This window comes from Sphingomonas metalli, assembly GCF_014641735.1.
GTDB lineage: Bacteria > Pseudomonadota > Alphaproteobacteria > Sphingomonadales > Sphingomonadaceae > Sphingomonas > Sphingomonas metalli.
This window is the reverse complement of record NZ_BMIH01000002.1, coordinates 609,504-634,105: the sequence shown is the minus strand read 5'-3', so window position 1 is coordinate 634,105 and position 24,602 is coordinate 609,504. Positions and strand designations below refer to the sequence as shown.

Genomic DNA, 24,602 nt, shown 5'->3' with positions numbered 1-24,602 from the left:
GACCGGCCCTTTTTTTCGCGTCTGCGATCGCTACCTGCTGCCGACACACGCCGGAACCCGGTTACGGGCCATGCGCTTGCCGGCAGGAAAGGACAAAAGACGATGGCCGATGCCGAGACTCCCCAGCGCAAGATCCAGGTGGCCAATAGCCGGCCGGAGGATTCGGGCCGCGGCCTTGCGCATCTGCCGCGCACCCTGATGGCGGCGCTGGGAGTCGGCGAGGGCGATATCGTCGAGATCATCGGCAAGCTCTCCACCCCCGCCCGCGCCGTCGCCCCCTATCCAGAGGACGAGGGGCTGGAGATCCTGCGCATCGACGGGCTCCAGCGCGCCAATGCCGGGGTCGGTTCGGGTGATTTCGTCGAGGTCCGCCGTGCCGTATCGCGGCCGGCGACGCGGGTCGTCTTCGCGCCGGCGCAGCAGAACCTGCGCCTCCAGGGCTCGGCGAACGCGTTGAAGCGCACGTTCCTCGGCCGGCCCTTCTGCCAGGGCGACGTGGTCGCGACCGCCGGGCACCAACGGGTGGCGGACATGCCGCCGACCGTCCAGCGCTTCATGAACGCGCCCGCCTATGCCCTGCAGGAGATCCGGCTGCAGGTCGTCTCGGCCAGTCCCAAGGGCATCGTCCATATCGACGAGAATACGGAGATCGAGCTCCGTCCCGAATATCAGGAGGCGGGCGATACCCGCCGGGCGGACGTCACCTATGACGATATCGGCGGCATGGCCTCGACGATCGACCAGCTGCGCGAGATGGTCGAGCTGCCGCTCCGCTATCCCGAGCTGTTCGAGCGGCTGGGGGTCGAGCCGCCCAAGGGGCTGCTCCTCTACGGCCCGCCGGGCACCGGCAAGACCCGCCTCGCGCGCGCGGTGGCGAACGAGAGCGACGCGCAGTTCTTCCTGATCAACGGGCCGGAGATCATGGGCTCCGCCTATGGCGAGTCCGAAGGGCGGCTGCGCGAGATCTTCGAGGAGGCGGCCAAGTCCGCGCCCTCGATCGTCTTCATCGACGAGATCGACTCGATAGCCCCCAAGCGCGGCAATGTGCAGGGCGAGGCGGAGAAGCGGCTGGTGGCGCAGCTGCTGACGCTGATGGACGGGCTGGAAGCGCGCGCGAACCTGATCGTGATTGCCGCCACCAACCGGCCCGAGGCGATCGACGAGGCGCTGCGCCGGCCCGGCCGGTTCGATCGCGAGATCGTGGTCGGCGTGCCCGACGAGCGCGGGCGGCGCGAGATCCTGGGCATCCACACCCGCGGCATGCCGCTGGGCGAGGGCGTCGACCTGACCGAGCTGGCGCGCACCACCTACGGCTTCGTCGGTGCCGACCTCGCCGCGCTGACCCGCGAGGCGGCGATCGAGGCGGTGCGCCGGATCATGCCGAAGCTCAATCTCGAGGAGCGGACCATTCCGCCCGAGGTGCTGGAGACGCTGTCGGTGACGCGCGACGACTTTCTCGGCGCGCTCAAGCGGGTCCAGCCCTCGGCGATGCGCGAGGTGATGGTGCAGGCGCCGACCGTCCGCTGGGAGGATGTCGGCGGGCTCGACGCGGCTCAGGAGCGGCTGAAGGAGGGCGTGGAGCTGCCGCTCAAGGATCCCGACGCCTTCCGCCGGCTGGGCATTCGCCCGGCCAAGGGCTTCCTGCTCTACGGGCCGCCGGGCACGGGCAAGACATTGCTCGCCAAGGCGGTGGCGCGCGAGGCGGAGGCGAACTTCATCGCCACCAAGTCGAGCGACCTGCTGAGCAAGTGGTATGGCGAGAGCGAGCAGCAGATCAGCCGGCTCTTCGCCCGGGCACGCCAGGTCGCGCCGACGGTGATCTTCATCGACGAGCTCGACAGCCTCGTCCCCGCCCGCGGCGGCGGACTGGGCGAGCCGCAGGTGACCGAGCGGGTGGTCAACACGATCCTCGCCGAGATGGACGGGCTGGAGGAGCTGCAATCGGTGGTGGTGATCGGCGCGACCAACCGGCCCAACCTCGTCGATCCGGCGCTGCTGCGGCCGGGCCGCTTCGACGAGCTGGTCTATGTCGGCGTGCCCACCGCCGAGGGGCGGCGGCGCATCCTGTCGATCCAGACGCAGAAGATGCCGCTCGCCGCGGATGTCGATCTCGACGAGGTGGCGCGGCGGACCGAGCGCTATACCGGCGCCGACCTTGAGGACGTGGTGCGCCGCGCCGGCCTCGTCGCGCTGCGCCGGTCGCTCGGCGCACGCGAGGTCTATATGAGCGACTTCGAGAAGGCGCTGGAGGACAGCCGCGCCAGCGTGACCGCCGAAATGGAGCGCGACTATGAGCAGATCGCCGCGCGGCTGAAGCAGGAGGCCGCGGCGATCCAGCCGATCGGCTTCATCTCGCCGGGGCAGCTGACGCCGCGGGGGGAAAAGGGGCGGTAAGGACCAGACTGTTCCCCGGCGCAGGCGAAACCTTTACGCAAAGCCCGTCGTCATGCCGAAATTGTTCCGGCATCCACGGCGCCGCAAACGCACATCCCTTTGATTTCGCGGAGCAGTGGATCCCGGAACACGTCCGGGATGACGAGTGGGAGAGCGCGCTATCGCGGCTTTCACAAAGATCGGGGAACAGTGGGCGCTCGAGTTGGATAACATGACACCGACCCGTTCGTGCTGAGCGAAGTCGAAGCACAGCTTACGTCTCAGGCCCTTCGACTGCGCTCAGGGCGAACGGTGAGAGGTGGGTCAACCTCAAGTCATCTTGCTCTAATGAACCCTACCCCCGCACCCAGCGATAGCCGCGCGTTACCTGCGCCACCGTCACCTCGTACCTGTCATACCATAGCGCCCGCCCCCGCTCGCGCACCGCGGCGTGCGCCGGGTCGTCGCGCCACGCGATCGCGGCGGCCTCGTCGGCCCACCAGCTGATGGTGATGCCGACGCCCTCGGCATCGCGGACGCTCTCGATCCCGCGATAGCCGGGCATGGCCGCCGCGCGCACCTCCATCGCCGCGGCCGCGGCGGCATAGCCTGCCGGATCGGTCCCGTTGCGTTGCGAACGGAAGATCACCGCGATCTCGCCGGGCCCATCCTGAGTCATGTCGGAAACTTCCCCCTCGCCTCTGCACCCATAGATCGGCTTGTCCTTCGTCGACAGTACGCCCCTCCATTCGTCGCGAAACCGTCATCCGTGCGCAGCGTCCGGTCACGGATATGAAACTCGCCGGCTTGAAACCCGTTTGGGAGTTGTGCGACGGAGAGGCAGACCTCGCCGTTCGTGTGGGGACCACGATCGACAGGACCTTTCATGGCCACTTCCAGCTCTGCTGCCCGCCGTGCCCGCCCCGCTGGCATTCCCTCTCCGGCGCAGATGTTCTTTCAGGGTTTCCTCAAGCACCCGGTGATGGTCGGATCGATCATCCCCTCGTCGGACAAGCTGATCCGCAAGATGCTGGGGCCGGTCGACTGGGCGAACTGCAAGCTGTTCGTGGAATATGGGCCGGGCGTCGGCACCTTCTGCCGGCCGATCCTGGAGCGGATGGCCCCCGATGCGACGCTGATCGCGATCGACACCAATGCGGACTTCATCCGCTATCTCGACGCGACGATCGTCGATTCGCGGTTTCAGGCGGTCGAGGGGTCGGCGGCCGACGTGCAGCGGATCATCGGCGAGCGCGGTTTCGATCATGCCGACTATATCCTGTCGGGCCTGCCCTTCTCCACCCTGCCCGCCGGCGTCGGCCCTGCGATCGCCGCGGCGACGCATCAGGCGCTGCGCCCGGGCGGCGCCTTCCTCGTCTATCAGTTCAGCCCCAAGGTGAAGGACTTCCTGGTCCCGCACTGGCAGCGGATCGACCATGCGATGGAATGGTGGAACGTCCCGCCGGCGCAGCTCTACTGGGGCTGGAAGGACTGACGGGCCGGCCTCGAACTGGATGACATCAGGTCGACCCGCCCTCTGACCGTTCGCCCCGAGTGCCGTCGAAGGGCCTGAGACCCGCCTGTGCTTCGACTTCGCTCCGCTCCGACGGGGCAATCTCCCGCAATTTCGACCTAATCGTCGATCCCGAAATTGAGGCCGCGCGACAGGCCCGGATCGACGAAGGCGAGCAGGACATAGGCGCCGAACTGCTTGGCCCGCTGCCACCAGCCGGTGCGCGCCCGATAGCCGGCGGCATCGATCTCCTCCGACCGCGCCACCTCGCCATCGACATAGCGGCGGACATGCGCCGCGAAGGCGGCGTCCTCGATCCGGAGCATCAGCTCCAGATTGATGAACAGGCTGCGCATGTCGAAATTGGCCGAGCCGATATGGACGGCATCGTCGACCACGTAGAGCTTGGTGTGGAGCTTGGTCGGCTGATATTCGAAGATCCGCACCCCGCGCCGGAGCAGGCCCGCATAGGTGAAGCGTGCGGCGGCGATCGTGGCATTGTTGTCCGACCGGGCGGCCGTCACGACGCGCACCCGCTGGCTGGCACGACCCGCCTTCTCGATCCGTCGCAGCAGCAGCGGGCTGGGGGTGAAATAGCCGGCAATCATGTCGATGCAGCGGCCCTGTTCCAGGTCGCGACGTAGCGCTCGGGCCCAGGGCGACAGCTTGCGCGTCGGTCCGCCGATCAGCCAGCGCAGCGGCCCGTCTTCCTCGCTGAAGCGTGCGAGCGTCTTGTTGAGCGGTCGGACCCGCAGCGCGCGCCCCTCGATACCGGCGCGCAGCGTGTCGAAATAGCCGCGCATCCGCGTCGCCGCCGGCCCCTCGACGAGCAGGCCGAGATCGCGCCACGCCTGATCGGCGGCGGTGCCGAAATAATCGTCCTCGACGTTGAAGCCGCCGATGATGATCCGCGGCGCAGGCCCCTCGGCATCGGCCAGCGCCAGCTTCTGGTGATTGCGCAACAGGTAGCGCCGGCCGAAGCGCGGGGCGAAGCGGCACAGGTCGACGCCGGCGGCGACGACCTCGTCGAAAAAGTCCTCGGGCGTGTCGTCGCTGCCGAACCCGTCGATCACCAGCGCCACGCGCACGCCGCGCCTGGCGGCGGCGGCGAGCGCGGCGTTGACCCGCCGGCCGGTCGCGTCGTCGGCGTAGATATAGTAGAGGATCCGCAACGAGCGGGTCGCGCCCTCGATCAGGGCGATCAGCGCCTCCAGCCGGCGCGGTCCGGTGTCGAGCAACGTCAGCCGATTGCCCGCGACGACGAACACCGGCTGCTCCTCGGCAGCGGCGGGCGGGACGGGGTCGGGCAGGCGCGCGAGCGACAACATGGTTCCGATGATACGCGCGGCGGAGCCGTGCGATCCAGCCCGCGAGGGTCGCCGCGACGCAAACCTTGCTTTTCGGCGCGGCTTCCGCTAGCTCCCGTCAATCCCACCATTGGTGCTTATCAAGGACACGGCATGGCGCGCGTCACCGTCGAGGATTGCGTCGACAAGGTTTCCAACCGGTTCGATCTGGTATTGTTCGCGGCGCAGCGCGCCCGGCAGATTTCGGGCGGCGCCGAGCTGACGCTCGACCGCGATCGCGACAAGAACCCCGTCGTCGCGCTGCGCGAGATCGCCGAGGAGACGGTGCATCCGGCGCATCTCGAGGATTCGGTGGTCGCCAGCCTCCAGCGCGTCCAGATCGACGACGATGACGAGGTCGATGCGGTCGGCTCGCTGTCCGGCGCGGCCGAGGCACTCCGCCTGACCGCGGCGGCCCCGCCCCGGAACCAGAATCTGGGCGCCGACTACGAGGGCTGACCGGACCGGGTCCGGCGCAGGGCCGGACTGGACAGATGTGGACGCCGCGGCCTTGCCGCGGCGCTTGTTTGTGGGGGATGTTTCTGGTTCTGGAAGCCGCCGGGTCGATCCGTTCGATCCGATGCCTTCGCAAGATCAAGCGCTTGCTCGCTTGTCGCGCGGGGGATGCCGGAACAGGCCCGGCATGACGAGGTGTCCTTCGTAAAGCTCTCGCCATCGCAGGGAAGATGGAAGAACTGGCGGAAGGGTACCGTGCGGGCTGAGAACAGCCCGACGCGACGGAGCTACAGCCCGCCGCGCCCGCGCCCTGGCGCAACCCATGGCCCCGCTCGCGCATTCCCCTTGCCATGCAGACCGACGCTACGCGCCCCGCCGAGCACGATGACGCGATCGTGCCGCCCGACACCAAGCGTGCGCTGCTGCGCCGGCCGGTCCTGCCCTGGTGGACGATGCTCTTCCCCGCGGCGGGGATCGTGGCGGTGGTCACCTCGCTCTACGCGCTCAACACCATCGGTATGGTCGCCGCGATCGTCGTGCTGATCGGCAGCGTCCTGGCGGCGGTCCATCACGCCGAGGTCGTCGCCCATCGCGTCGGCGAGCCCTTCGGCACGCTGATCCTGGCGGTCGCCGTCACCGTGATCGAGGTATCGCTGATCGTCAGCCTGATGCTGTCCGACGCCGGCGATGCCTCCGCCCTCGCGCGCGACACGGTGTTCGCGGCGATCATGATCATCCTCAACGGGATCGTCGGCCTGTGCCTGCTGGCCGGCGGCGTCCGCCATGGCGAGCAGCGCTTCTCGCTGCGCGGCGCGAGCGCGGCGCTCAACGTGCTCGCTGCGATGGCGGTCCTGTCGCTGGTCCTGCCCAACTACGTCTCCAGCGCGCCGGGCCCGCTCTATTCCCCGTCGCAGCTGGTGATGGTCGCGGTCGTCAGCCTGATCCTCTACGGCACCTTCGTGATGGTGCAGACCGTCCGCCACCGCGAATATTTCCTGCCCGCCGAGGAGGATCTGCCGGGCGAGGCGCATGCCGAGCCGCCCGGCGACCGCGCCACGCTGGCGGCGCTCGGCGTGCTGGTGGTGGCGCTGGTCGCGGTGGTGCTGCTCGCCAAGGGCCTGTCCGCCAAGGTCGAGAGCGCGATCCTGTCGGCCGGGCTGCCGCTCGCCATCGTCGGCGTGGTCATCGCCGCGCTCGTCCTCGCGCCCGAAAGCCTCGCCGCCTATCGCGCGGCGAAGCGCAACCGGCTCCAGACCAGCCTCAACCTCGCGCTCGGCTCGGCCCTGGCGACGATCGGCCTGACCATCCCCTCGGTCGCGGTCGTGTCGCTGTTCCTCGGCCTGCCGCTGGCACTCGGCATCGGCGCCAAGCAGATGACGCTGCTGGTGCTGTCGCTCTTCACCATCACGCTGACGCTCGGCAACGGGCGCACCACCGTGCTCGGCGGGGCGGTGCACCTCGTCATCTTCGCGGTCTATCTGTTCGTCACCGTCGTGCCGTAGGGCGGGATTCAGACTGATCCGGCGTTATCCCGGCGAAGTCTGGGATCTCCCGGTTAGAGCACGAGGCAGGAGCCGCAGGAGGCCCCAGCCTGCGCTGGGGCGACGCTTCTGACCAAATGGATCGGGCCGCAAAGGCCGACGCGGCGGGTCAGCCGCAATTGACGCGGCCGCCGCCCATCTTGGTCACCGAGCACTTCGCGCCCCCGCCGATCGTCACGTCGCCCGATCCCATGATCGTGACCTCCGCCGTGCGGGTGATCGTCGCCTGCACGTCGCCCGCGCCGGCGATCGTCACCTCGCCGGTCTCGGCGCGCAGCGGCTGGAGGCGCACCTTGCCCGAGCCGCCGATCGACACCTCCACCGACCTGGCGGTGCCCGCCGCCGCGATCTCGCCCGAGCCGCCGATCGCGAATTCGAGCTTGTCGACCGCGACCTGGCGCAGGTCCAGCCGGCCCGATCCGCCGATATTGCCCTCGAACGATCCGCCCGACACCTTGTCGACCGTGATCGTCCCCGATCCGCCGATATCCGCCCCCTCAATCCTGGGCATGGTGACGAGGAACCGGACCTTGCCGCTGCCCCAGCTCATCCCCTTCTTCCGCCGCAGCTTCAGCGTCTTGCCGTCGCGCTCGACGACGATCTTGTCGAGCTGGTCGGGGTCGCCCATCGCCTTGACCGAATAGCTGCCGCCGGTGCGCACCTCGACATCCCCCGCCGCGCCGAGGCCGATCTGGTCGAAATCGGCGACCGCATAGGTGCGCTCGTTGCCCGAGCCCTGGCCGGCGACCCCTTCGCCGTCGCCATCGCCCCACGACATGGAACAGGCGGCCACGGGCACGGCGATCAGCGCGAGCAGCGGCAGGGCGATGTAACGACGGATCATGCGGGCCTCCCGTTGTGTGTTGGTGTTATAATACACGCCGCGGTGGGGTTCGCAATGGGAAAGGGGCAGGTGATGGAGGCGGTTCGTGCGCGACCCTCTTCCCGTTCGTGCTGAGCCTGTCGAAGCACTGGTCTTGTTCTCTCTCCCGTGTTCCTTTGGAGAGGAAGAAAGGCAGTGCTTCGACAAGCTCAGCACGAACGGAGGGGTGACGCGGGGGCCGGGGGGCGGTGCGGGCGGACAGTCACTCACTCACTCAGCCCCAAATGAAAAGGGCGGCCCCGCAGGACCGCCCCCTTCATCGAACCGGTGATCCGCCCGATCAGGCGACCGCCTTGTCCTTGTTGTAGATCGCTGCGGCGGCGCGGAGGATCTCGAGGATCTTCTCCTGCGCGCGCGGCTCGTCGATCTCTTCCATCGCGGCCAGTTCGCGGGCGAGGCGGCTGCACGCGGCCTCGAAGATCTGCCGCTCCGAATAGCTCTGCTCGGGCTGGTCGTCCGCGCGGAAGAGGTCGCGGGTCACCTCGGCGATCGAGACGAGGTCGCCGGAGTTGATCTTCGCCTCATATTCCTGCGCGCGGCGCGACCACATGGTGCGCTTGACCTTCGGCTTGCCCTTCAGCGTCTCCATCGCCTCGCGCATCGTCTTGTCCGACGACAGCTTGCGCATGCCGACGCTTTCCGCCTTGTTGGTCGGGACGCGCAGCGTCATGCGCTCCTTCTCGAACCGGAGGACGTAGAGTTCGAGGCTCGTGCCGGCGATTTCCTGCTTCTGCAGTTCGATCACCCGACCGACACCGTGCTTGGGATAGACAACATAATCGCCGACGTCGAAGAACAGCGCCTTGGCAGCCATGATGGGCCTTTCATCGGAACGCCGGTGCCGCCGACTGGAACGCCGGGGACCGGTTACGGGAATGCAAACAGACGGGGCGCACGCGGGCGGCCCTGCCGGATTCGCATTTAACACGTCCGCAACAAAATTACCAGCGGCGCGGCGATTCGCCGCGCGCGTCGGGCAGCCTGCGATCGATGCCGGGGAAAGACCAAGCTTTCCCTAACGTCGATCAGTCGCCCTTGCCCGGCTCCGGCGAGAAGAACTGCTCATACTTGTTCTCCACGCCCTTCATCGCATCCGCATCGGGCGGTGTCTGGTCGAGCTTGCGCGTCACGTTCGGCCATTGCGCGGAGAAGGTGGTGTTGAGCTCCAGCCACTTCTCCAGCCCGTTCTCGGTGTCCGGCAGGATCGCCTCGGCCGGACATTCGGGCTCGCACACGCCGCAGTCGATACACTCCGACGGGTTGATGACGAGCATGTTCTCGCCTTCATAGAAGCAGTCGACCGGGCATACCTCGACGCAGTCCATATATTTGCAGCGAATACATGCGTCGGTGACGACGTAGGTCATAACAGGCTCCGGGAACGTCTGGCCGCGCTGCTATGCGGGCATGGCCGGCGCGTCAATCAAGCTCGCCTTGCTGCGACACGTTAGCAGCTTGTTGCAGATCGATGTAACACAGCTGCGCCTCGGCCGGCGGCCCGCGCCGGCGGGGCAGGGCCTCGACCCGCAGCACCCGCACCCGCCCGCCATGCGCGACATAGGTCAGGATGTTCCCGGGCCGCACCGCGACATGCGCGCGATCGATCAGCCGGCCGTCGAGGCGCAGCCGGCCGTCCTCCGCCAGAGTCTGCGCCGCCGTGCGCGTCCGCGCGAGCCGTGCCCACCACAGGAACCGGTCGAGCCGCATCGAGGCGGCGGCGCCAAGGGCCGATCCGTCAGCCATGGCCGATCAGCTCGGACAGGCCGGCAAAGGCGTTGCCCGGCCGCGCAGGCGCTGGGCTCGCGCCCGCGCGCGCCGGCGGCCGGCCGCGCCACGACCATTGCGCCGCGTCCCCTTTCAGCCGCTGGAAGCCCAGTTCCGCCATCAACCGCGCGATCGTCTCCGCTTCCAGCCCCATCGAGGTGGCGAGCGCCGGATCGGGGGCAAAGGGCGCGCGCCCGCTGCGCGCATCATGGGCCGCGCGCGCGATCCGCTCGACCAGGTCCACCCGCACCGCCTGCGCGCCGATCGGTCGGAAGCCGGACGCGACCACCGCGCCATCCTCGCCGCGCGCCAGCACCGTCGCACCGTCCCGCGCCGGCGCCACCGACTGGCCCCGCACCGCCATCAGCGCGCGGCGCAGCTCCGCCGCGGCCGGCTTCATCAGGCGCGGGTCGAACATGTCGAGCGTGCCGACGACGATCCCCATCGTCCGCAGCCGCCGCCGCTCCTCCGGCGGCAAGGCATCGAGCGCGGCCGCCAGCGGCCGGCGCGGCGCGATCCCGCCCGCCGTCTCGAGCGCCGCGGCGATGCTGCGGAATCCGGCGGTCGCCCGGGGGTCGCGCGCGGCGTCGGCCAGCGCCGCCAGCACCGGCGCGCGCCGCGCCACCGTCGCCGTCAGCCACCGCGCCAGCCGCTCGGCCACCGCCGACCGCCTGTCCTTGTCGAGACAGTCGAGGTCGCGGTCGGCCACGATCCGCGGTCGGGCCAGCGCAATGCCCGGCGCCAGCATGCCGACCCGGTGCCCGCCCCACAGGATCGCACCGTCAATCAGCGTGAAATCGGCATCGGGCGCGTCGATCAGCGCGTCCGCGCGCTTCGCCCGCTCGCCGCCCAGCCGCTTCTCGGCGGCGGCGAGCAGCAGGCGCTTGTCGGCCGCGCGGGCGCCCGGCTCGACCGCGAAGCGAAAGCCCTCCAGCCGGCCGATCGGCTGGTCTTCCACCGTCACCTCGCCCTCGGGCCCGACGGTGACCGGCAGCGCCCCGGCATCGGCGCCGATGCGGCGGATCAGCGCCGTGGTGCGCTTGTCGACGAAACGCTGGGTCAGGCTGGCATGGAGCCCGTCCGACAGCCGCTCCTCGATCGCGCGGGTGCGGTCCGCCCAGTGCGCCGGGTCGGCCAGCCAGTCGCGCCGCTGCGCGATATAGGCCCAGCTGCGGATCGCCGACAGCCGCCCGGCCAGCGTCTCGACATCGCCCGCCACCGTGTCGAGCCGCGCGATCTCGTCGGCGAACCACTGGTGCGGGATATGGCCATGGCCCTCGGACAAATGCCGGAACACCCGCTCGACGAAGCGCGCATGGGGGTCGAGCCCCAGCTTGCGGAAGTCCGGGATGCCGCACGCCGCCCAGAGCCGCGCCACCATGCCGCGCCCGCGCAGCCGGTCGCGCACCCAGGGCTCGTCGGCCAGGCGCTTGAGCACCGCAAGATCGGTCGCCTGCGGCGCGGCGCGCAGTACCCCGGCCGGCGGCGGCGCCTCCAGCGAGGCGATCAGCGCATCGACGGTCGACAGGTCGGGGGCGCCGTCGCGCCAGAACAGATGCTCCAGCCGCGGGAAGCGATGCTCCTCGATCGCCAGGATCTCTTCGGGCAGGAAGGCGTCCGGCCCCTCCTCGGCGATCGCGCCGAAGGTGCCGTCGCGCTGGTGCCGCCCGGCGCGGCCCGCGATCTGCGCCATCTCCGCCACGGTCAGCCGGCGGCGGCGCCGGCCGTCGAACTTGTGCAGCCCGGCAAAGGCGACGTGCGCGACGTCCATGTTGAGGCCCATGCCGATCGCGTCGGTCGCGACGAGATAGTCGACCTCGCCCGCCTGGAACATCGCCACCTGCGCGTTGCGGGTGCGGGGGGACAGCGCGCCCATCACCACCGCCGCGCCCCCGCGCAGCCGGCGCAGCATCTCCGCGACGGCATAGACCTCCTCGGCGCTGAACGCGACGATCGCCGAGCGCTTGGGCAGCCGGCTGATCTTCTTGGCGCCGGCATAGGTCAGCGTCGAGAAGCGCGGCCGGCCGACGATCTCCGCCTCGGGCACCAGCTCGCGGATCATCGGCCGCAACGCCTCCGATCCCAGGATCATCGTCTCCTCGCGCCCGCGGGTGCGCAGCAGGCGATCGGTGAAGACATGGCCGCGTTCGGCGTCCGCGCCCAGCTGCGCCTCGTCGAGCGCGACGAAGGCCGCCTCCTGGTCGGGCATGCTCTCGGCGGTGCAGAGGAACCAGCGCGCGTCGGGCGGAACGATCTTCTCCTCGCCGGTCACCAGCGCCACCCGGTCCGCGCCCTTGATCGCGACGACGCGGTCATAGACCTCGCGCGCGAGCAGGCGCAGCGGAAAGCCGATGATGCCGCTCGAATGCGCGCACATCCGCTCCACCGCCAGATGCGTCTTGCCCGTGTTGGTGGGCCCCAGAACGGCGGTCACGCTGCCGGAAGCGCGGCTGGTCATGGCGATGAACATCGGCATTTGCAGGCCCCGGCGCAATAACCTGTCGGTCGCGATCGGCGGATCGGCGCGGGCGCGCCACCTCTGGTCGCAGCGAAGCCGCCGCGCATGCCTGCTTAATTTGACTTTAGCACCTTGGCTTCACAAGCATTCCCGCCATCGCCGGGGGGATCGGCGGCCATTCGATCAACAACAAGAGCGTCGCCGACGTGTTTCTGAAGAACGATCAGGGCCTGGAGCTTGCCGGTGGCACCAGCATGCGCGGCTTCGGCCGGCTCGCCACCCCGCCTGCCCCGACCGACTGGCGCGCCCGCGCCGCGACGATCGACTGGGTTCCCGACCTCGGCACGCAGATCGGCACCCGCCACTGGTGGCGCGGGGTGGCGACCTGTTCGGCGCTGTGCGCCGCGACCTGGATGCTGTCGCCGGGCCTCGACCGGTCGCTGGTCGGGGCCGTGCCCGCACCGCTCGCGGGCAGCGACTGGGACGAGGCGCGGACGCTCGGCGTCGCGCCGCTCGGCCTGGGCGCCGGCACCGGCCGCCGCATGGCCGCCGCCACCGACTTCGTCCGCCCCCTCGCCGAAGCGCCCGAGCGCCCGCTGATCGAGCTGACCGCGACGCTGGGCGACGGCGACAGCTTCAGCCGCGCGCTGGAGCGCGCCGGGGTGGGGCGCACCGACGCTGGCGCCGCGGCGCGGCTGGTCGGCGACGCCGCCAGCCTGTCCGATATCCCCTCGGGCACCCGCATCGCGCTGACCCTGGGCCGGCGGCCGAGCCGCACCATGCCGCGCCCGCTCGAGCAGCTGTCGCTGCGCGCGCGCTTCGACCTCGCCGTCACCGTCGCCCGCGCGGCCGACGGCAGCCTGTCGCTCGAGCGCAAGCCGATCGCGATCGACCATACCCCGCTCCGCCTCCAGGGTCTGGTCGGCTCCAGCCTCTACCGCTCCGCCCGCGCCGCCGGCGCGCCCGCCCATGCGGTCGAGGCCTATATCAAGGCGATCGCGACCCGCCTGTCGATCGGCCGCGATGTCGCCTCCGCCGACACCTTCGACCTCGTCATCGAGCAGGATCGCGCCGCGACCGGCGAGGTGCGCCTCGGCGAGCTGCTCTATGCCGGGCTCGACCAGGGGCGACGCAAGCTGCGCCTCGTCCACTGGACCGCGGCCGGCGAGCGCCAGCCCGACTGGTTCGATGCCGCCGGCCAGGTCGAGCGGCGGGGCAATATGGGCATGCCCGTGGCCGGGCGCGTCACCAGCAATTTCGGCATGCGCATGCATCCGCTGCTCGGTTTCCTGCGCATGCACAAGGGGATGGACATCGCCGCCCCCTATGGCACGCCGATCCTCGCCGCGCGCGACGGCACCGTCGCCAGCGCCGGGCGCAATGCGGGCTATGGCAATTTCGTCAAGCTCAACCATCCCGGCGGCCTGGCGAGCGGCTATGGCCATATGAGCCGCATCGCGGTGCGCGGCGGCCAGCAGGTGCGGCAAGGGCAGGTGATCGGCTATGTCGGCTCGACCGGCTTGTCGACCGGCCCACACCTTCACTGGGAAGTGTGGAAGAACGGCCAGTCGGTCAATCCGCGCTCCATCTCCTTCGCCAGCGTCGCGCGCCTGTCGGGCGGAAACCTCGCGGCGTTCAAGCGCCGTGTCGCGGAGCTCGCCGGGCTGCACGTGGGTCGCTGATCCGCCGGGAGTCGCTTCGTCTTCTCAGGCGCTAGAATCCAGACGGATCCGCCGGCCACCGTCATCAGGCCGTGACAGAGGCCCGTAAGTTGTTGATGCTACGACCAACAAGTCAATGGTGCGCAGGCTGTGCCAAATTGACGCTAAGGTAACACTGGTTACTCTGCACGCCGCGGAGCTATCAAGTTCGTGGCGCAAGCATCTTCCGGAACCTCCTGAGTCGAGGCTTGCACCTTCAGAACCTTCCTCAGGGTCGCCGGTCTGTCCCGGCGACCCCTTTTCTTTCCGAGTCGGACGATGAGCGGCATTTTGTAACGGGAATACAGCATCGAAATCGAGCAGCCGACATGTCGGCGCTGTCGATGCTTGCTACTGCAGCGGCATCACAGCACGAACGGGCGAAAACGCGGGCTTAATAGTATTGCAGATTCCGTGCCACTCGGCACGATCATGCCGACGTGCTATGAACTACGTTAAGTAGTTGAAGTTTTAGGCAAAATGAAAAAATGCCGCTGAAACGGCGCTATCCCGCCCGCCGACGTGATCCGGCAAGTGGCTGCAATGCCTTCGCAATTGATGCGTCACAACGAATTAACGTCTTGTTGGTTCCAAAAAGAGACTGGGTTTACGGTTACCTGAACCGAAGATGACCGATATCAGGTCATCCGACGCTACCGGTAACGGCCGGCTGATCGTCGAAGTCCTTCCGCCCAGGAGAAATTTCATGCGCAATCTCGCCCTTGCGGCAGCCCTTGGTGCTGCCGTTTTCGCCTCGCCCGCCCTTGCTGCCAACACCGTCAGCGGCACCACCAGCGCCACCTTCACCAACCCGCAGCCGAGCACCGGCGTGACGACCGGTATCGGCACCGCCAATGTGACCTGGGGGACCGCCGCCACCGACGTGAACAAGGATTTCAAGGCGAACAGCCTGAGCTTCAAGAGCAATTCGCCCTTCGCGGCCGCTTTGGGGCAGCAGTTCACCATCGGCTCGCTGACCTATTACAACGGCACGATCCTGAACGGCACCGAATTGACCGGCCTGACCTTCAATCTCTCCATCAACTTCACCGATCCCGCCCTCGGCCTGTTGACCAAGAGCTTCGCGCTGGGCCTGAAGAGCACGCCGAACACCGGAACGGATGACGAGAACGCCGACTACATCTATCTGCCCTCGCTGCAGAGCACCGCGAACTTCACCGCCAACGGCCAGTCCTATGCCTTCGAGTTGCGCGGCTTCGCCAACGTCAAGGGCGACGGCTACCTGAACTCGACCTCGCGCGAGTTCCACGTCCGCGAGAACGGCACCGCCACCGCCGACGTCTACGGCGTGCTGACGGCGGTGCCGGAACCGGCGACCTGGGCGATGATGCTGGTCGGCTTCGGCATGGTCGGCGCGGCCACGCGCTACCGCCGCCGCAGCACCAAGGCCGCGATCGCCTGATCCGCTTGCGCCGACGATTGTGACGGGCGGGTCACCGGCGGACGCCGGTGGCCCGTTCGCGATGGGCGACGCGGAGGGTGGCGCTTATCGCCCCTGCGCCCGCCAGCGCTTGATCGTCCGCTCCAGGATTTCCTCCTCGCCGCCGGCATCCTGCCATAGCCGCGAGAAAAGCGGATCGGCGGAGGCCGGCCGCCGGCTTTCCTCCAGCGGGTCGAAGACGACGCGGACCGGGATCGACACGCCCTCGCCGCAGATGATGCACTCGCGGTTGCGCAGCGCGGGGATCGCATCGAGGAAGCCGCGCGCGCCCTCGGGCATCGCCGCCTTGACGAAGGCCTGGTCGCGATCGTTGTTGAGCCGCATCGAGATGATCGTGCCGCACTGCGACAGCACCCCCTCGGCCAGGTCGGACGGGCGCTGCGTGACGAGGCCGAGCGCGACGCCGTATTTGCGCCCTTCCTTGGCGATCCGGCCCAGCACCCGGCCGACCGCGGTCGCGCTTTCGTGCGCGGGGATGTAGCGATGCGCCTCCTCGCAGACGAGCAGGATCGGCCGCTGCGGCTCGTTTCGCGACCAGATGGCATAGTCGAAGGTCATCCGGCTCAGCACCGCCACCACCACCGCGGTGATGTCCGACGGTACGCCCGACACGTCGACGATCGAGATCGGCTTGCCGTCGCCGTTCATGCGGAAGATCCGGGCGAGGAAGCCCGCCATCGTGTCCGCCACCAGCATGCCGGAGAACATGAATCCGTAGCGCGGGTCGGACTTCATCTCGTCGATCTTCGCCTTGAGCCGCAGATAGGGCGCGGTGTCGCTGGCGCGGTCGAGCTTGCCCATTTCCGCGGCGATGATCTGGGTCAGGTCCGACAGCAGATAGGGGATGGGCGCGTCGACGGTCAGCTTGCCGATATCCTGCCCCAGCCGGCTCTTCGCCTTGGCGGCCAGCAGGCATTTGGCGAGGATGTCGGCATCCATCTGCCGTGCCGAGCCGCTGGTGGTCAGGAACACTTCGCAATGTTCCTCGAAGTTCATCAGCCAGTACGGCATCTGGAGGTTGTTGACGTCGTAGATCGCGCCGTTGCCGCGAAACGCGGCGGCATATTCGCCGTGCGGATCGATCATCACCACATGGCCCTGCGGGGCCAGGTCGCAGATGCGGTGGAGGATCAGCGCCGCGGCGGTCGACTTGCCGGTGCCGGTCGATCCGACCAGCGCGAAGTGCTTGCCCAGCAGCGCATCGATATGGAGTGCGGCGCGGATGCCGGCGGTCGGATAGACGGTGCCGATCTGGATATGCGGGCGCTCGTCGGCGGCGTAGATCTGGTGCAGCTCCGCGGTGGTGACCGGATAGACCTCGGCGCCGGGCATCGGATGGCGGGTCACGCCGCGGCGGAAGCCGAAGATCTTGCCGGTCAGCCGCTCCTCGTCGCCCTCGCCGAGAAAGTCGATCTCGGCCGAGACCAGCGTGCCCGCCGCATCCTCGAGCGTCACCGACCGCACGCTCGCGATCAGCCAGGTGCCGCCCACCCGCATCTTCAGCTGGCTGCCGAGCTGCCCGGCAGCGGCGGCGACCGGATCGCGATCGTCGGCGATCGCGGCCATCGCCGAGCGGTCGAGCAGCACGCGGCTTCCCCCGCCGCCGACGCTCAGTACATGGCCGACCGGTGCGATCATGCCGAGCGGTCGATCGGCCGCGAACACCTCGGCCCCGTACATCTGAGTCATCGCTACGCTCCACCCGCCGCTTGCCGCGACCGGCCTAGGGCCCGGGGGTAAATTTAGCGTATCGGCCGACGCCCGGGATCAGACCCGGCGCGCGATCGTGCCGGCGATCCAGCCCAGCCCCACCGACAGGGCCACCGCGACCAGTCCGTAGAGCAGGCCGGCGCGCTGCGCGGCCCGGGCGACGAACCGCTCGAACCCGGACTTGCGGATGTCGATGTCGCGCACCGCCGCGGCCAGCACGCGGCCGTCGCGGATCAGGAAGGTCTCGGCGGTAAACCGCCCCACCGGCACGCGCGCGGGGATGGTGACGCGCGCCCGGTAGAGAACGCCGTCTGTGATCTCCACCGCGCGCGGATTCTCGACATAGAGGCCCGCGCGCGTCTTCAGCTCGACCAGCCCCTGGCCGAACCGCGCCTGCACGTCCGCCGGCGCGGTCGAGACGGGGGAGAGCTGCAGGCTGTCGACGCCCAGCTCGTAGATCGCGCGCTGCCGCTCGTCGACGATCGTCTGGATCGGCCGCGAAGAGGCGATCGCGTAGAAGCTGGGGGCGGAGCGGTAGCGGGCGCTCGCCGCATTCACCCAGATGCCGGCGACCTTCTCTTTCTCGCGCAGCAGGATCGACTGGGTCGGACCGCGCACGACGACGACGATGTCGGCTGGCTTCTCGCCCGCCGGCACCTGCCCGCCAGGATAGAGGATCGCACCGAACAGCAACAGGTCGGCGCCGGTGAAGCTGTAGGCGATCTCGATCGCGCGCTGCGACACGTCGGGCACCAGCACGGGCTTGGCCTGTCCCATGGTCAGCGGCGCGGCGACCGCCAGCAGGGCGGCGGCGCGCCTCACGACAGCGTCACCGTGAAGATCTCCTCGGGTCGCCAGACCAGCCCCAGGAAGATGCGCGAGCCCACCGCCAGCACCATCAGCGCCAGCGCCAGCCGCAGATATTCTGGGCGGATCTTGGTCGCCAGCCGCGCCCCGATCTGCGCGCCTGTGACCGACCCGACCAGCAGCAGCGCGGCGAGCACGATATCGACCGCGCGGGTGGTGGTGGCATGGACCAGCGTCGCGACCGCGGTGACGAACAGCGTCTGGAACAGGCTGGTGCCGACCACCACGCCCGTCGCCATGCCGATCACGTAGATCATCGCCGGCACCAGGATGAACCCGCCGCCGATCCCCAGCAGCATGGTCAGCACGCCGGTCATGAAGCCGAGCAGCAGCGGCGCGAGCGGCGAGATGTACAGGCCCGAGGCGTAGAAGCGGGTGCGGAAGGGCAGGGCGGCGACGAGCGGGTGATGCCGCCGCTTGCGCGCCCTGGGTGGCTGTCCGCGCCGGCGGCGGACGATCGCGGTCAGCGCCTCCTTCGCCATCACCCCGCCGATCCAGCCGAGCATGACGACATAGACGATCGCGATCACCGTATCGATCTGGCCGAGCGCCTGGAGCAGGCGGAACAGCCACGCGCCGGCAAAGGTGCCGACGATCCCGCCCGCGACCAGCACCCCGCCCATCTTGAAGTCGACCCCGCCGCGGCGGACATGCGCGAACACGCCCGACACGCTCGCCCCCGTCACCTGGCTGGCGCTGGACGCGGCGGCGACGGTCGGCGGGATGCCGTAGACGATCAGCAGCGGCGTGGTCAGGAAGCCGCCGCCGACCCCGAACATCCCCGACAGCAGCCCGACGCCGCCGCCGAGCAGCACGATCACCAGCGCGTTGACCGACAGGTTGGCGACGGGAAGGTACAGGTCCACGCGCGTCGTCCTACCCAGCTTCGCTGCCCGATGCCACTCGCGGGCACCCGGACCCGCGCGGAAAAATGAGCCCGGCGGAGACCGATCCGCCGGGCCCGAGGTACGCACGCGAGAAGGTGTAAGAAAACCGCGCGCCCGCTCCTTATGGTAAACGCGCCTTTAATCCGGCGTGACGGGGTCGTTCACCGGCGGTGCAGGCGTGGCTGCGGTTTTCCGCTGTTGAACGGCTCTTCGTGACTTTGGCCTTCGAAAGGCGCGACGGCGACCCCCTTCACTCGTCATCCCGGACCTGTTCCGGGATCCACCGTTCCGCAAACCTAGAGCTCGAGCGCTTGCGGTGCCGTGGATGCCGGAACAGGTCCGGCATGACGGTACGACTTTCACAGAGGTCTCGCCTTCGCCTGGGTGACGGAAGGCAAGTACGCAAACGACCCCGATCGCAACACCTCCGCGCCTCCGCGCCTCCGCGCGAACCCCGATCCCTTACGCCACTACCTTCGCCGCCGCCCGCAGATCCTCGACGAACCGCGCGAACTCCTCCTCCGCCTGCACCTTGTCGGGGAGGCGCAAGAGGTAGCTCGGATGCACCGTGATCCATGCCGCCCCGCCGTCCGGCAGGTCGAGCACCCGGCCGCGTTCGCGCGAGATGGTCATCGTCCGCCCGAACAGCGATCGCGCCGCGGTCGCGCCCATCGCCACCGTCATGCGCGGGCGGACCAGCGCCAGTTCCTGCCCGATCCACCAGCGGCACGCCTCGATCTCGCCGGTGCCGGGCTTGGCATGAATGCGCCGCTTGCCGCGCGGCTCGAACTTGAAGTGCTTGACCGCATTGGTGACGTAGACGCGCGTCCGGTCGACCTCCGCCGCCGCCATCGCCCGGTCGAAGACCTGCCCCGCCGGCCCGACAAAGGGCCGCCCCGCCAGATCCTCCTGGTCGCCCGGCTGCTCGCCGACGATCATCATCTCGGCATCGATCGGCCCCTCGCCGAACACCGTCTGCGTGGCCGGCGCGTAGAGCGGGCAGCGGGTGCAGCCCAGCGCCTCCTCGCGCAGCGCCTGCCAAGCCGCCATGCTGTTGGTGCCCTTGGGCGAAGGGGCCGCCGTCCGCGCCGTGTCGATCATCTGCGCCTCCCGTGCCTGTGCGCCGGCCAGCAATTCGGGGACCAGCGCGGTTTCCGGCATGTTCTTCCAGTATTTGCGCGGCATCTCCTTCAGCATCGCGCCGACCTTCAGCCGGGCGGGATTGAAGATGCTGGCATAATAGGTCTTCCACACCTCCTCGGTCGGATCGCCCTCCGGCGCGTCGCCGCGGGTCGCGCCCGGCCCCTGCGCCAGTGCCTTGCCGTCCCAGTGAAGCGATAGCTCGGGCGTCAGGATCGACCAGCGCATCGACGCGAAGCGATTGACGAAGAAGGCCGCATTGGCGCGGACGATGTGATGCTCCGGCTCGAACCACGCGACGTAGCGGCTCCCGCCCTCCTCGGCGACCTCGCGGAAGCGCAGAAAGGCGCGCATCTTGTGGATATCGCGGCGCACCGCCTTGGCCATCTCCTCGAGCCGGCGGACGAGCCGGTCGGCGCGGTCCTCCATCAGCTTGGGCTCGCGTCGCAGTCGGGTCAGCAGCGTATAGAGCAGCGCGAACCGCTCCGGCTCGCGCGACAGGATCGCCGAGCGCGCCAGGTCGAGAAAGGCGCGCGGGACGCCGAACGCCGGTGCCGCGCCCGGCAGCGCGCGCGTGTTGCTTTCACCCGCGAACAGGTCGGTCGGCACGTCGCCCACCTGCCACACCACATCGTCCGGCGGCACCGACGCGGCGGCGAGATCGCGTGCGGCGTCACGCCAGGCATCGAAGTCATCGGGCTCGGGAATCGTCACGACGCGCATGGTGCGGGGTCATCGTTCGAGCGGGGGACAAGGTTGCACGACGGCAACCGTCATCCCGGCGAAGGCAGGACCTTGGCAAAGCTCGCAACACCGCCCTCTTTCACTCGTCATCCCGGACGTGTTCCGGGATCCACCGTGCCGCAAGATCAATGGCCTGAGCATTTGCGGAACCGTGGATGCCGGAACGAGTCCGGCATGACGAACTGACTGTGAGCGCCATAGCCACGCAAGGCCCCAGCCTGGGTCGAGGCGACGACGCTGGAGGCCTTCAAGCGGCAAACAGCTCCAGCTGCTCGCGCTTGGGCGTCACCAGCGGCTTCAGGTCGGCGCGGTCGGTCAGCATCACCGGCCGCCAGTCTTCCGCGACGATGAAGGGCCGGATCTTCGTCACCGACACGGTCAGTCGCGCCACGTCGTCCAGCCGCAGCCGCCGCCAGCGCCGGCTGGTCAGGATCGCATTGACCGCCTTCACCCCCAGTCCCGGTACCCGCAACAGCATCTCGCGCGGCGCCCGGTTGATATCGATGGGAAAGCGGTCGCGAAACCTGAGCGCCCAGGCGAGCTTCGGATCGATGTCGAGCGGCAGCATCCCCGTCGACGGATCGGCCGCCGCCACCACCTCGTCGGGGCGATAGTCGTAGAAGCGCATCAGCCAGTCCGACTGGTAGAGCCGGTGCTCGCGCATCAGCGGCGGACGGCGCAGCGGCAGCACCGCGCTGGCATCGGGAATCGGGCTGAAGGCCGAATAATAGACCCGCCGCAGCCCGAACCGGTCGTAGAGCGTGGAGGCGCGCTTCACGATATCGCCGTCGGTCGCGGCATCGGCGCCGACGATCATCTGGGTCGACTGGCCGGCGGGCGCGAAGCGGGGGGCGGACTTGTACTTCCTGGTCGCATCGCGGCTGTCGGCGATCGACGCCTTCACGTCCGCCATCGCGCCCTCGATCCGCGCCCCGTCCTTTTCGGGTGCGAGCCGCTTCAGCCCGCCGGCGGTCGGCAGCTCGACGTTGATCGACACGCGATCGGCATGAACCCCCGCCAGCCGCACCAGCTCGGGATCGGCATCGGGGATCGTCTTGAGGTGGATATAGCCGCGGAAATGATGATCCTCGCGCAGGCTCCGCGCGACCTCGACCAGCTGCTCCATCGTATAGTCGGGCGACCGGATGATGCCCGACGACAGGAACAGCCCCTCGATATAGTTGCGCCGGTAGAAGGCGAGGGTCAGCTCCACCACTTCGTCCGCGGTGAAGCGCGCGCGGCGGACGTTCGAGCTCTTGCGATTAATGCAATAGTGGCAGTCGAAGATGCAGCTGTTGGTCAGCAGGATCTTCAGGAGCGAGATACAGCGACCATCGGGGGCATAGGCATGGCAGATGCCCATCCCCTCGGTCGATCCGATCCCCTTGCCGTCCGCCGAGTTGCGCTTGGCCGTTCCCGACGACGCGCAGGACGCATCGTACTTCGCCGCGTCCGCCAGGATCGCCAGCTTCTCGCGGGTATCGAGCTGCGCCATCCGTTCGATATACGTTCCGGGGGCGAGGCGGACAAGGTTGGAAAGGCCGGTTATTCCGGGCGAGGTTACATGGGTGAACGGCCGTGCCGGCCCCGGCGCGGGTACAGACAAGACTTGTGCGAAGGTCGCCCCCGTCATGCCGGACTTGTTCCGGCATCCACGGCACCGCAAGCGCCTAACCCGTTAGTTTGCGGAACCGTGGATCCCGGAACAGGTCCGGGATGACGATTGGAAGTCGCCGCGGTGACCTTCGCAGACGCCTTGCGACGCCGCGCGCCCCGCTTACGCCCCCGCGCGCTTCAGCGCCTCTTCGAGCTGCGACCAGCGCACCACGTTCGGCACCGTCTCGCCGTTGAGGATGAAAGTCGGCGTACCAGTCACCGTGCCGGCCGCGCTCGCCGTCTCGGTCGGCTTGGCGACGGCATCCATCTTCGCCTGGTTTGACAGGCACTGGCGGGCCTTCGCCTCCGGAATGCCGCGCTGCTTGACGAAATCGACCGCGCCGATCGCGTCGGCGATGGTGGTGATCGCCTGCAGCGGCGGCTGGCCCTGGATCGTCTGCTGCTGCTGCGGAGTCAGGCCCTGCAGCTTGTCGAGGAACTGGTTCTGATTGGCATAGGTCTGTTCGAGGATCGGGAAGAAGGTCGCCGGATCGCCGCAGGTACCCAGCAGGGCCAGCGCCAGATCGGGCGCGCCATGCACCAGGAAGTCGCGGAACTCGAAGCTGACCTTGCCGCTCGCGACATATTTCTCGGTCAGCGGCTGGAAGCCCTCGCGCGCGAAGGCGCCGCAGGTCGGGCAGGAGCGGGCGCCATATTCGACCAGCTTGATCGGCGCGTTCGGATTGCCCATCCGATAGCCTTCCTCGGTCTTGGTCACGACCTCGGTCCAGCTCTTGCCGGCGGGCGCGGGCACCGCGGCGACCGGAGCGGCGGCGGGGGCGCTGCCATTGGCGTCGCCGCTGCCCGAACAGGCGGTCAGCGCGGCGGCGGCAAAGAGGATCGGGAAAACAGCCTTCATCACGAAAACTCCAGAGGCGGATTGCAGCGGGCGGAAGAGGGTCAGCGGGCGCCGGCGGCGACGAGCTGCGGCTGGACGTCGGCCCAGCTGCCCGGCGGCAGCAGCTTGCCGTTGAGGAAGAAGGTGGGGGTGCTGGTCACCTCGGCAGGCGCGGAGGCGGTCAGGGCCAGCAGCTTGTCGGTCGCGGCGGCATTGGCGAAACAGGCGGCGATCTGCGGCTCGGTCAGCCCCTGCGCGCGCCCGATCGCCGACAGGCCGATCCCGTCCGCCAGCTGGCGCAGCGCCTGCGGGCGGGGCAGGGCGTTGAGCCGCTCCGCATTGGTCGACAGATAGGTCTGCGCGGTCGCCATCCATTTCTCCTGCCCCGCGAACATGGCGAGGTGCGTCGCCGCGAACCGCGCCGCCCCGCCGCACCGCACGATCGTCGCCGCGGCAAGGTCGATCGGATCGCGGACCATGTGCCGCACCTCGAGGCTGGTCGAGCCGGAGCGGATCATCCGGTCCTTTAGGACGGGCGCCGACTGGACCGCGAAATGGCCGCAATGCGGGCAGGTGTAGCTCGCCCATTCGACCAGCTTCACCTTCGCCGCGGGATTGCCGATGACATAGGCGCCATCGGGCTTCATCGCCGCCACCCGGCTCCAGTCGCGCGCCGCCGGCGCGGCGGCGGCGAGCCCCGCCAGGCCGGCGGCGGCGAGAACGACGGCATGGATCGGGCGCATCACGAAACCTTCGGCAGGGCACGGGTCGCCGCGACCCCGGCGGCGAGGGATTCGAGCACGGCGCGCAGCTCCGGATCGGCGATCGTCTTCAGCCCCTCGCCCATCTCTGCGGGCATGGCGCGAAGGCCGGGCGGCGCGCGTCGCGGCGCGGCGGCGCCCGCCACCTCGCCCTGCCGGATCTGGACGCGCGCGACCGCCGGATAGCCGAAGAAGCGGTTCACCCGCTCGACGATGTCGGGCAGGATGTGCTGGATCATCACCGCATGCGCGCCGCGCACCGTCAGCGTCAGCGTACCGTCCTGCTTCTGACCCATGGGAAAGCGGATCGATTCGGGTGCGCAGGCGCGCGCCAGCTTCTCGCCGACGATCTCGGGCCAGCGGCTGACCACCGAGGACTGGACGAAGCCGAATCGCCGGAATGCCGCGCCGCCGACCGCCGGCAGCAGTTCCGACACGGCGCGCGGGCGGTTGGCGCGGACGGGTTCGCTCGCCTTTTGGGGGGCGCGGAGGCGCTTGCTCAT

General features: G+C 69.1%; 21 protein-coding genes. 6 read left to right on the top strand and 15 right to left on the bottom strand.

Annotated features, from left to right (window positions below; genetic code table 11):
* Positions 1 to 102: 102 nt before the first annotated feature.
* Positions 103 to 2,394 carry a CDC48 family AAA ATPase gene (locus IEX18_RS09115; protein WP_188658406.1) on the top strand — a complete coding sequence of 764 codons (2,292 nt, stop codon included), beginning with the start codon at positions 103 to 105 and terminating at the stop codon, positions 2,392 to 2,394.
* 334 nt (positions 2,395 to 2,728) lie between these two features.
* Here IEX18_RS09115 and IEX18_RS09110 read toward each other — a convergent pair whose 3' ends face one another.
* Positions 2,729 to 3,052 carry an antibiotic biosynthesis monooxygenase family protein gene (locus IEX18_RS09110; RefSeq protein ID WP_188658404.1) on the bottom strand — a complete coding sequence of 108 codons (324 nt, stop codon included), beginning with the start codon at positions 3,050 to 3,052 and terminating at the stop codon, positions 2,729 to 2,731.
* Between the two features lie 207 nt (positions 3,053 to 3,259).
* Here IEX18_RS09110 and IEX18_RS09105 point away from each other — a divergent pair, with 207 nt between their 5' ends.
* Complete coding sequence (locus IEX18_RS09105) at positions 3,260 to 3,868, top strand: class I SAM-dependent methyltransferase (RefSeq protein ID WP_188658403.1); 609 nt, start codon at positions 3,260 to 3,262, stop codon at positions 3,866 to 3,868.
* A 137-nt stretch (positions 3,869 to 4,005) separates the two neighbouring features.
* Here the strand turns inward: IEX18_RS09105 and IEX18_RS09100 are convergent, their stop codons facing one another.
* Positions 4,006 to 5,214, bottom strand: a complete 1,209-nt coding sequence (locus tag IEX18_RS09100; RefSeq protein ID WP_188658401.1) for a phospholipase D-like domain-containing protein — start codon at positions 5,212 to 5,214, stop codon at positions 4,006 to 4,008.
* Positions 5,215 to 5,346: 132 nt separating this feature from the next.
* Here IEX18_RS09100 and rpoZ point away from each other — a divergent pair, with 132 nt between their 5' ends.
* Positions 5,347 to 5,691 (top strand): DNA-directed RNA polymerase subunit omega, encoded by a 345-nt coding sequence (rpoZ, locus tag IEX18_RS09095; protein WP_188658399.1) that lies wholly within the window; start codon positions 5,347 to 5,349, stop codon positions 5,689 to 5,691.
* 347 nt (positions 5,692 to 6,038) lie between these two features.
* Positions 6,039 to 7,190 carry a calcium:cation antiporter gene (locus tag IEX18_RS09090; protein WP_229664469.1) on the top strand — a complete coding sequence of 384 codons (1,152 nt, stop codon included), beginning with the start codon at positions 6,039 to 6,041 and terminating at the stop codon, positions 7,188 to 7,190.
* Positions 7,191 to 7,338: 148 nt separating this feature from the next.
* Here IEX18_RS09090 and IEX18_RS09085 read toward each other — a convergent pair whose 3' ends face one another.
* From IEX18_RS09085 to IEX18_RS09065, 5 genes are all read right to left on the bottom strand, one after another.
* Complete coding sequence (locus tag IEX18_RS09085; protein ID WP_188658398.1) at positions 7,339 to 8,073, bottom strand: head GIN domain-containing protein; 735 nt, start codon at positions 8,071 to 8,073, stop codon at positions 7,339 to 7,341.
* A 319-nt stretch (positions 8,074 to 8,392) separates the two neighbouring features.
* On the bottom strand, positions 8,393 to 8,926 hold the full coding sequence (locus IEX18_RS09080; RefSeq protein ID WP_188658396.1) for a CarD family transcriptional regulator: 534 nt from the start codon (positions 8,924 to 8,926) through the stop codon (positions 8,393 to 8,395).
* Between the two features lie 211 nt (positions 8,927 to 9,137).
* Positions 9,138 to 9,479, bottom strand: a complete 342-nt coding sequence (gene fdxA, locus IEX18_RS09075; protein ID WP_188658394.1) for a ferredoxin FdxA — start codon at positions 9,477 to 9,479, stop codon at positions 9,138 to 9,140.
* A gap of 52 nt (positions 9,480 to 9,531) precedes the next feature.
* Positions 9,532 to 9,855, bottom strand: a complete 324-nt coding sequence (locus IEX18_RS09070; RefSeq protein ID WP_229664468.1) for an RNA-binding S4 domain-containing protein — start codon at positions 9,853 to 9,855, stop codon at positions 9,532 to 9,534.
* Complete coding sequence (locus IEX18_RS09065; RefSeq protein ID WP_188658393.1) at positions 9,848 to 12,334, bottom strand: helicase-related protein; 2,487 nt, start codon at positions 12,332 to 12,334, stop codon at positions 9,848 to 9,850. Before IEX18_RS09065 ends, IEX18_RS09070 begins: the two co-directional genes overlap by 8 nt.
* Before the next feature lie 206 nt (positions 12,335 to 12,540).
* Between IEX18_RS09065 and IEX18_RS09060 the strand changes: the two genes are divergently transcribed.
* The gene (locus IEX18_RS09060; protein WP_188658392.1) at positions 12,541 to 14,016 is read left to right on the top strand and encodes a M23 family metallopeptidase; all 1,476 of its coding nucleotides are present in this window, start codon (positions 12,541 to 12,543) and stop codon (positions 14,014 to 14,016) included.
* Between the two features lie 724 nt (positions 14,017 to 14,740).
* Positions 14,741 to 15,457, top strand: coding sequence for a choice-of-anchor K domain-containing protein (locus tag IEX18_RS09055; protein WP_188658390.1), 717 nt, complete (start codon positions 14,741 to 14,743; stop codon positions 15,455 to 15,457).
* Positions 15,458 to 15,541: 84 nt separating this feature from the next.
* On the opposite strand, the gene IEX18_RS09050 is transcribed toward IEX18_RS09055, so the two are convergent.
* From IEX18_RS09050 to IEX18_RS09015, 8 genes are all read right to left on the bottom strand, one after another.
* The gene (locus IEX18_RS09050; protein ID WP_188658388.1) at positions 15,542 to 17,185 is read right to left on the bottom strand and encodes an ATP-binding protein; all 1,644 of its coding nucleotides are present in this window, start codon (positions 17,183 to 17,185) and stop codon (positions 15,542 to 15,544) included.
* 78 nt (positions 17,186 to 17,263) lie between these two features.
* Positions 17,264 to 17,983 carry a TIGR02186 family protein gene (locus IEX18_RS09045; protein ID WP_188658668.1) on the bottom strand — a complete coding sequence of 240 codons (720 nt, stop codon included), beginning with the start codon at positions 17,981 to 17,983 and terminating at the stop codon, positions 17,264 to 17,266.
* A gap of 41 nt (positions 17,984 to 18,024) precedes the next feature.
* The gene (locus IEX18_RS09040; RefSeq protein ID WP_188658382.1) at positions 18,025 to 18,939 is read right to left on the bottom strand and encodes a sulfite exporter TauE/SafE family protein; all 915 of its coding nucleotides are present in this window, start codon (positions 18,937 to 18,939) and stop codon (positions 18,025 to 18,027) included.
* A gap of 483 nt (positions 18,940 to 19,422) precedes the next feature.
* Positions 19,423 to 20,823 (bottom strand): UdgX family uracil-DNA binding protein, encoded by a 1,401-nt coding sequence (locus IEX18_RS09035; protein WP_188658381.1) that lies wholly within the window; start codon positions 20,821 to 20,823, stop codon positions 19,423 to 19,425.
* Positions 20,824 to 21,091: 268 nt separating this feature from the next.
* Positions 21,092 to 22,339, bottom strand: a complete 1,248-nt coding sequence (locus tag IEX18_RS09030) for a putative DNA modification/repair radical SAM protein (protein ID WP_188658379.1) — start codon at positions 22,337 to 22,339, stop codon at positions 21,092 to 21,094.
* A gap of 282 nt (positions 22,340 to 22,621) precedes the next feature.
* Positions 22,622 to 23,359, bottom strand: coding sequence for a thioredoxin domain-containing protein (locus IEX18_RS09025; protein WP_188658378.1), 738 nt, complete (start codon positions 23,357 to 23,359; stop codon positions 22,622 to 22,624).
* A 41-nt stretch (positions 23,360 to 23,400) separates the two neighbouring features.
* Positions 23,401 to 24,081, bottom strand: coding sequence for a DsbA family protein (locus IEX18_RS09020; RefSeq protein WP_188658376.1), 681 nt, complete (start codon positions 24,079 to 24,081; stop codon positions 23,401 to 23,403).
* On the bottom strand, positions 24,081 to 24,602 hold the full coding sequence (locus IEX18_RS09015) for a DUF721 domain-containing protein (protein ID WP_229664467.1): 522 nt from the start codon (positions 24,600 to 24,602) through the stop codon (positions 24,081 to 24,083). Before IEX18_RS09015 ends, IEX18_RS09020 begins: the two co-directional genes overlap by 1 nt.

What these genes read in the sequence shown, in the direction of transcription:
- IEX18_RS09085 (WP_188658398.1), bottom strand. Translation starts at nt 8,073, where the DNA reads ATGATCCGTCGTTACATCGCCCTGCCGCTGCTCGCGCTGATCGCCGTG.
- IEX18_RS09045 (WP_188658668.1), bottom strand. Translation starts at nt 17,983, where the DNA reads ATGGGACAGGCCAAGCCCGTGCTGGTGCCCGACGTGTCGCAGCGCGCG.
- IEX18_RS09070 (WP_229664468.1), bottom strand. Translation starts at nt 9,855, where the DNA reads ATGGCTGACGGATCGGCCCTTGGCGCCGCCGCCTCGATGCGGCTCGAC.
- IEX18_RS09015 (WP_229664467.1), bottom strand. Translation starts at nt 24,602, where the DNA reads ATGAGCAAGCGCCTCCGCGCCCCCCAAAAGGCGAGCGAACCCGTCCGC.
- IEX18_RS09100 (WP_188658401.1), bottom strand. Translation starts at nt 5,214, where the DNA reads ATGTTGTCGCTCGCGCGCCTGCCCGACCCCGTCCCGCCCGCCGCTGCC.
- IEX18_RS09055 (WP_188658390.1), top strand. Translation starts at nt 14,741, where the DNA reads ATGCGCAATCTCGCCCTTGCGGCAGCCCTTGGTGCTGCCGTTTTCGCC.
- fdxA (WP_188658394.1), bottom strand. Translation starts at nt 9,479, where the DNA reads ATGACCTACGTCGTCACCGACGCATGTATTCGCTGCAAATATATGGAC.
- IEX18_RS09080 (WP_188658396.1), bottom strand. Translation starts at nt 8,926, where the DNA reads ATGGCTGCCAAGGCGCTGTTCTTCGACGTCGGCGATTATGTTGTCTAT.
- rpoZ (WP_188658399.1), top strand. Translation starts at nt 5,347, where the DNA reads ATGGCGCGCGTCACCGTCGAGGATTGCGTCGACAAGGTTTCCAACCGG.
- IEX18_RS09030 (WP_188658379.1), bottom strand. Translation starts at nt 22,339, where the DNA reads ATGGCGCAGCTCGATACCCGCGAGAAGCTGGCGATCCTGGCGGACGCG.
- IEX18_RS09035 (WP_188658381.1), bottom strand. Translation starts at nt 20,823, where the DNA reads ATGCGCGTCGTGACGATTCCCGAGCCCGATGACTTCGATGCCTGGCGT.
- IEX18_RS09020 (WP_188658376.1), bottom strand. Translation starts at nt 24,081, where the DNA reads ATGCGCCCGATCCATGCCGTCGTTCTCGCCGCCGCCGGCCTGGCGGGG.
- IEX18_RS09050 (WP_188658388.1), bottom strand. Translation starts at nt 17,185, where the DNA reads ATGACTCAGATGTACGGGGCCGAGGTGTTCGCGGCCGATCGACCGCTC.
- IEX18_RS09105 (WP_188658403.1), top strand. Translation starts at nt 3,260, where the DNA reads ATGGCCACTTCCAGCTCTGCTGCCCGCCGTGCCCGCCCCGCTGGCATT.
- IEX18_RS09025 (WP_188658378.1), bottom strand. Translation starts at nt 23,359, where the DNA reads ATGAAGGCTGTTTTCCCGATCCTCTTTGCCGCCGCCGCGCTGACCGCC.
- IEX18_RS09090 (WP_229664469.1), top strand. Translation starts at nt 6,039, where the DNA reads ATGCAGACCGACGCTACGCGCCCCGCCGAGCACGATGACGCGATCGTG.
- IEX18_RS09110 (WP_188658404.1), bottom strand. Translation starts at nt 3,052, where the DNA reads ATGACTCAGGATGGGCCCGGCGAGATCGCGGTGATCTTCCGTTCGCAA.
- IEX18_RS09115 (WP_188658406.1), top strand. Translation starts at nt 103, where the DNA reads ATGGCCGATGCCGAGACTCCCCAGCGCAAGATCCAGGTGGCCAATAGC.
- IEX18_RS09065 (WP_188658393.1), bottom strand. Translation starts at nt 12,334, where the DNA reads ATGACCAGCCGCGCTTCCGGCAGCGTGACCGCCGTTCTGGGGCCCACC.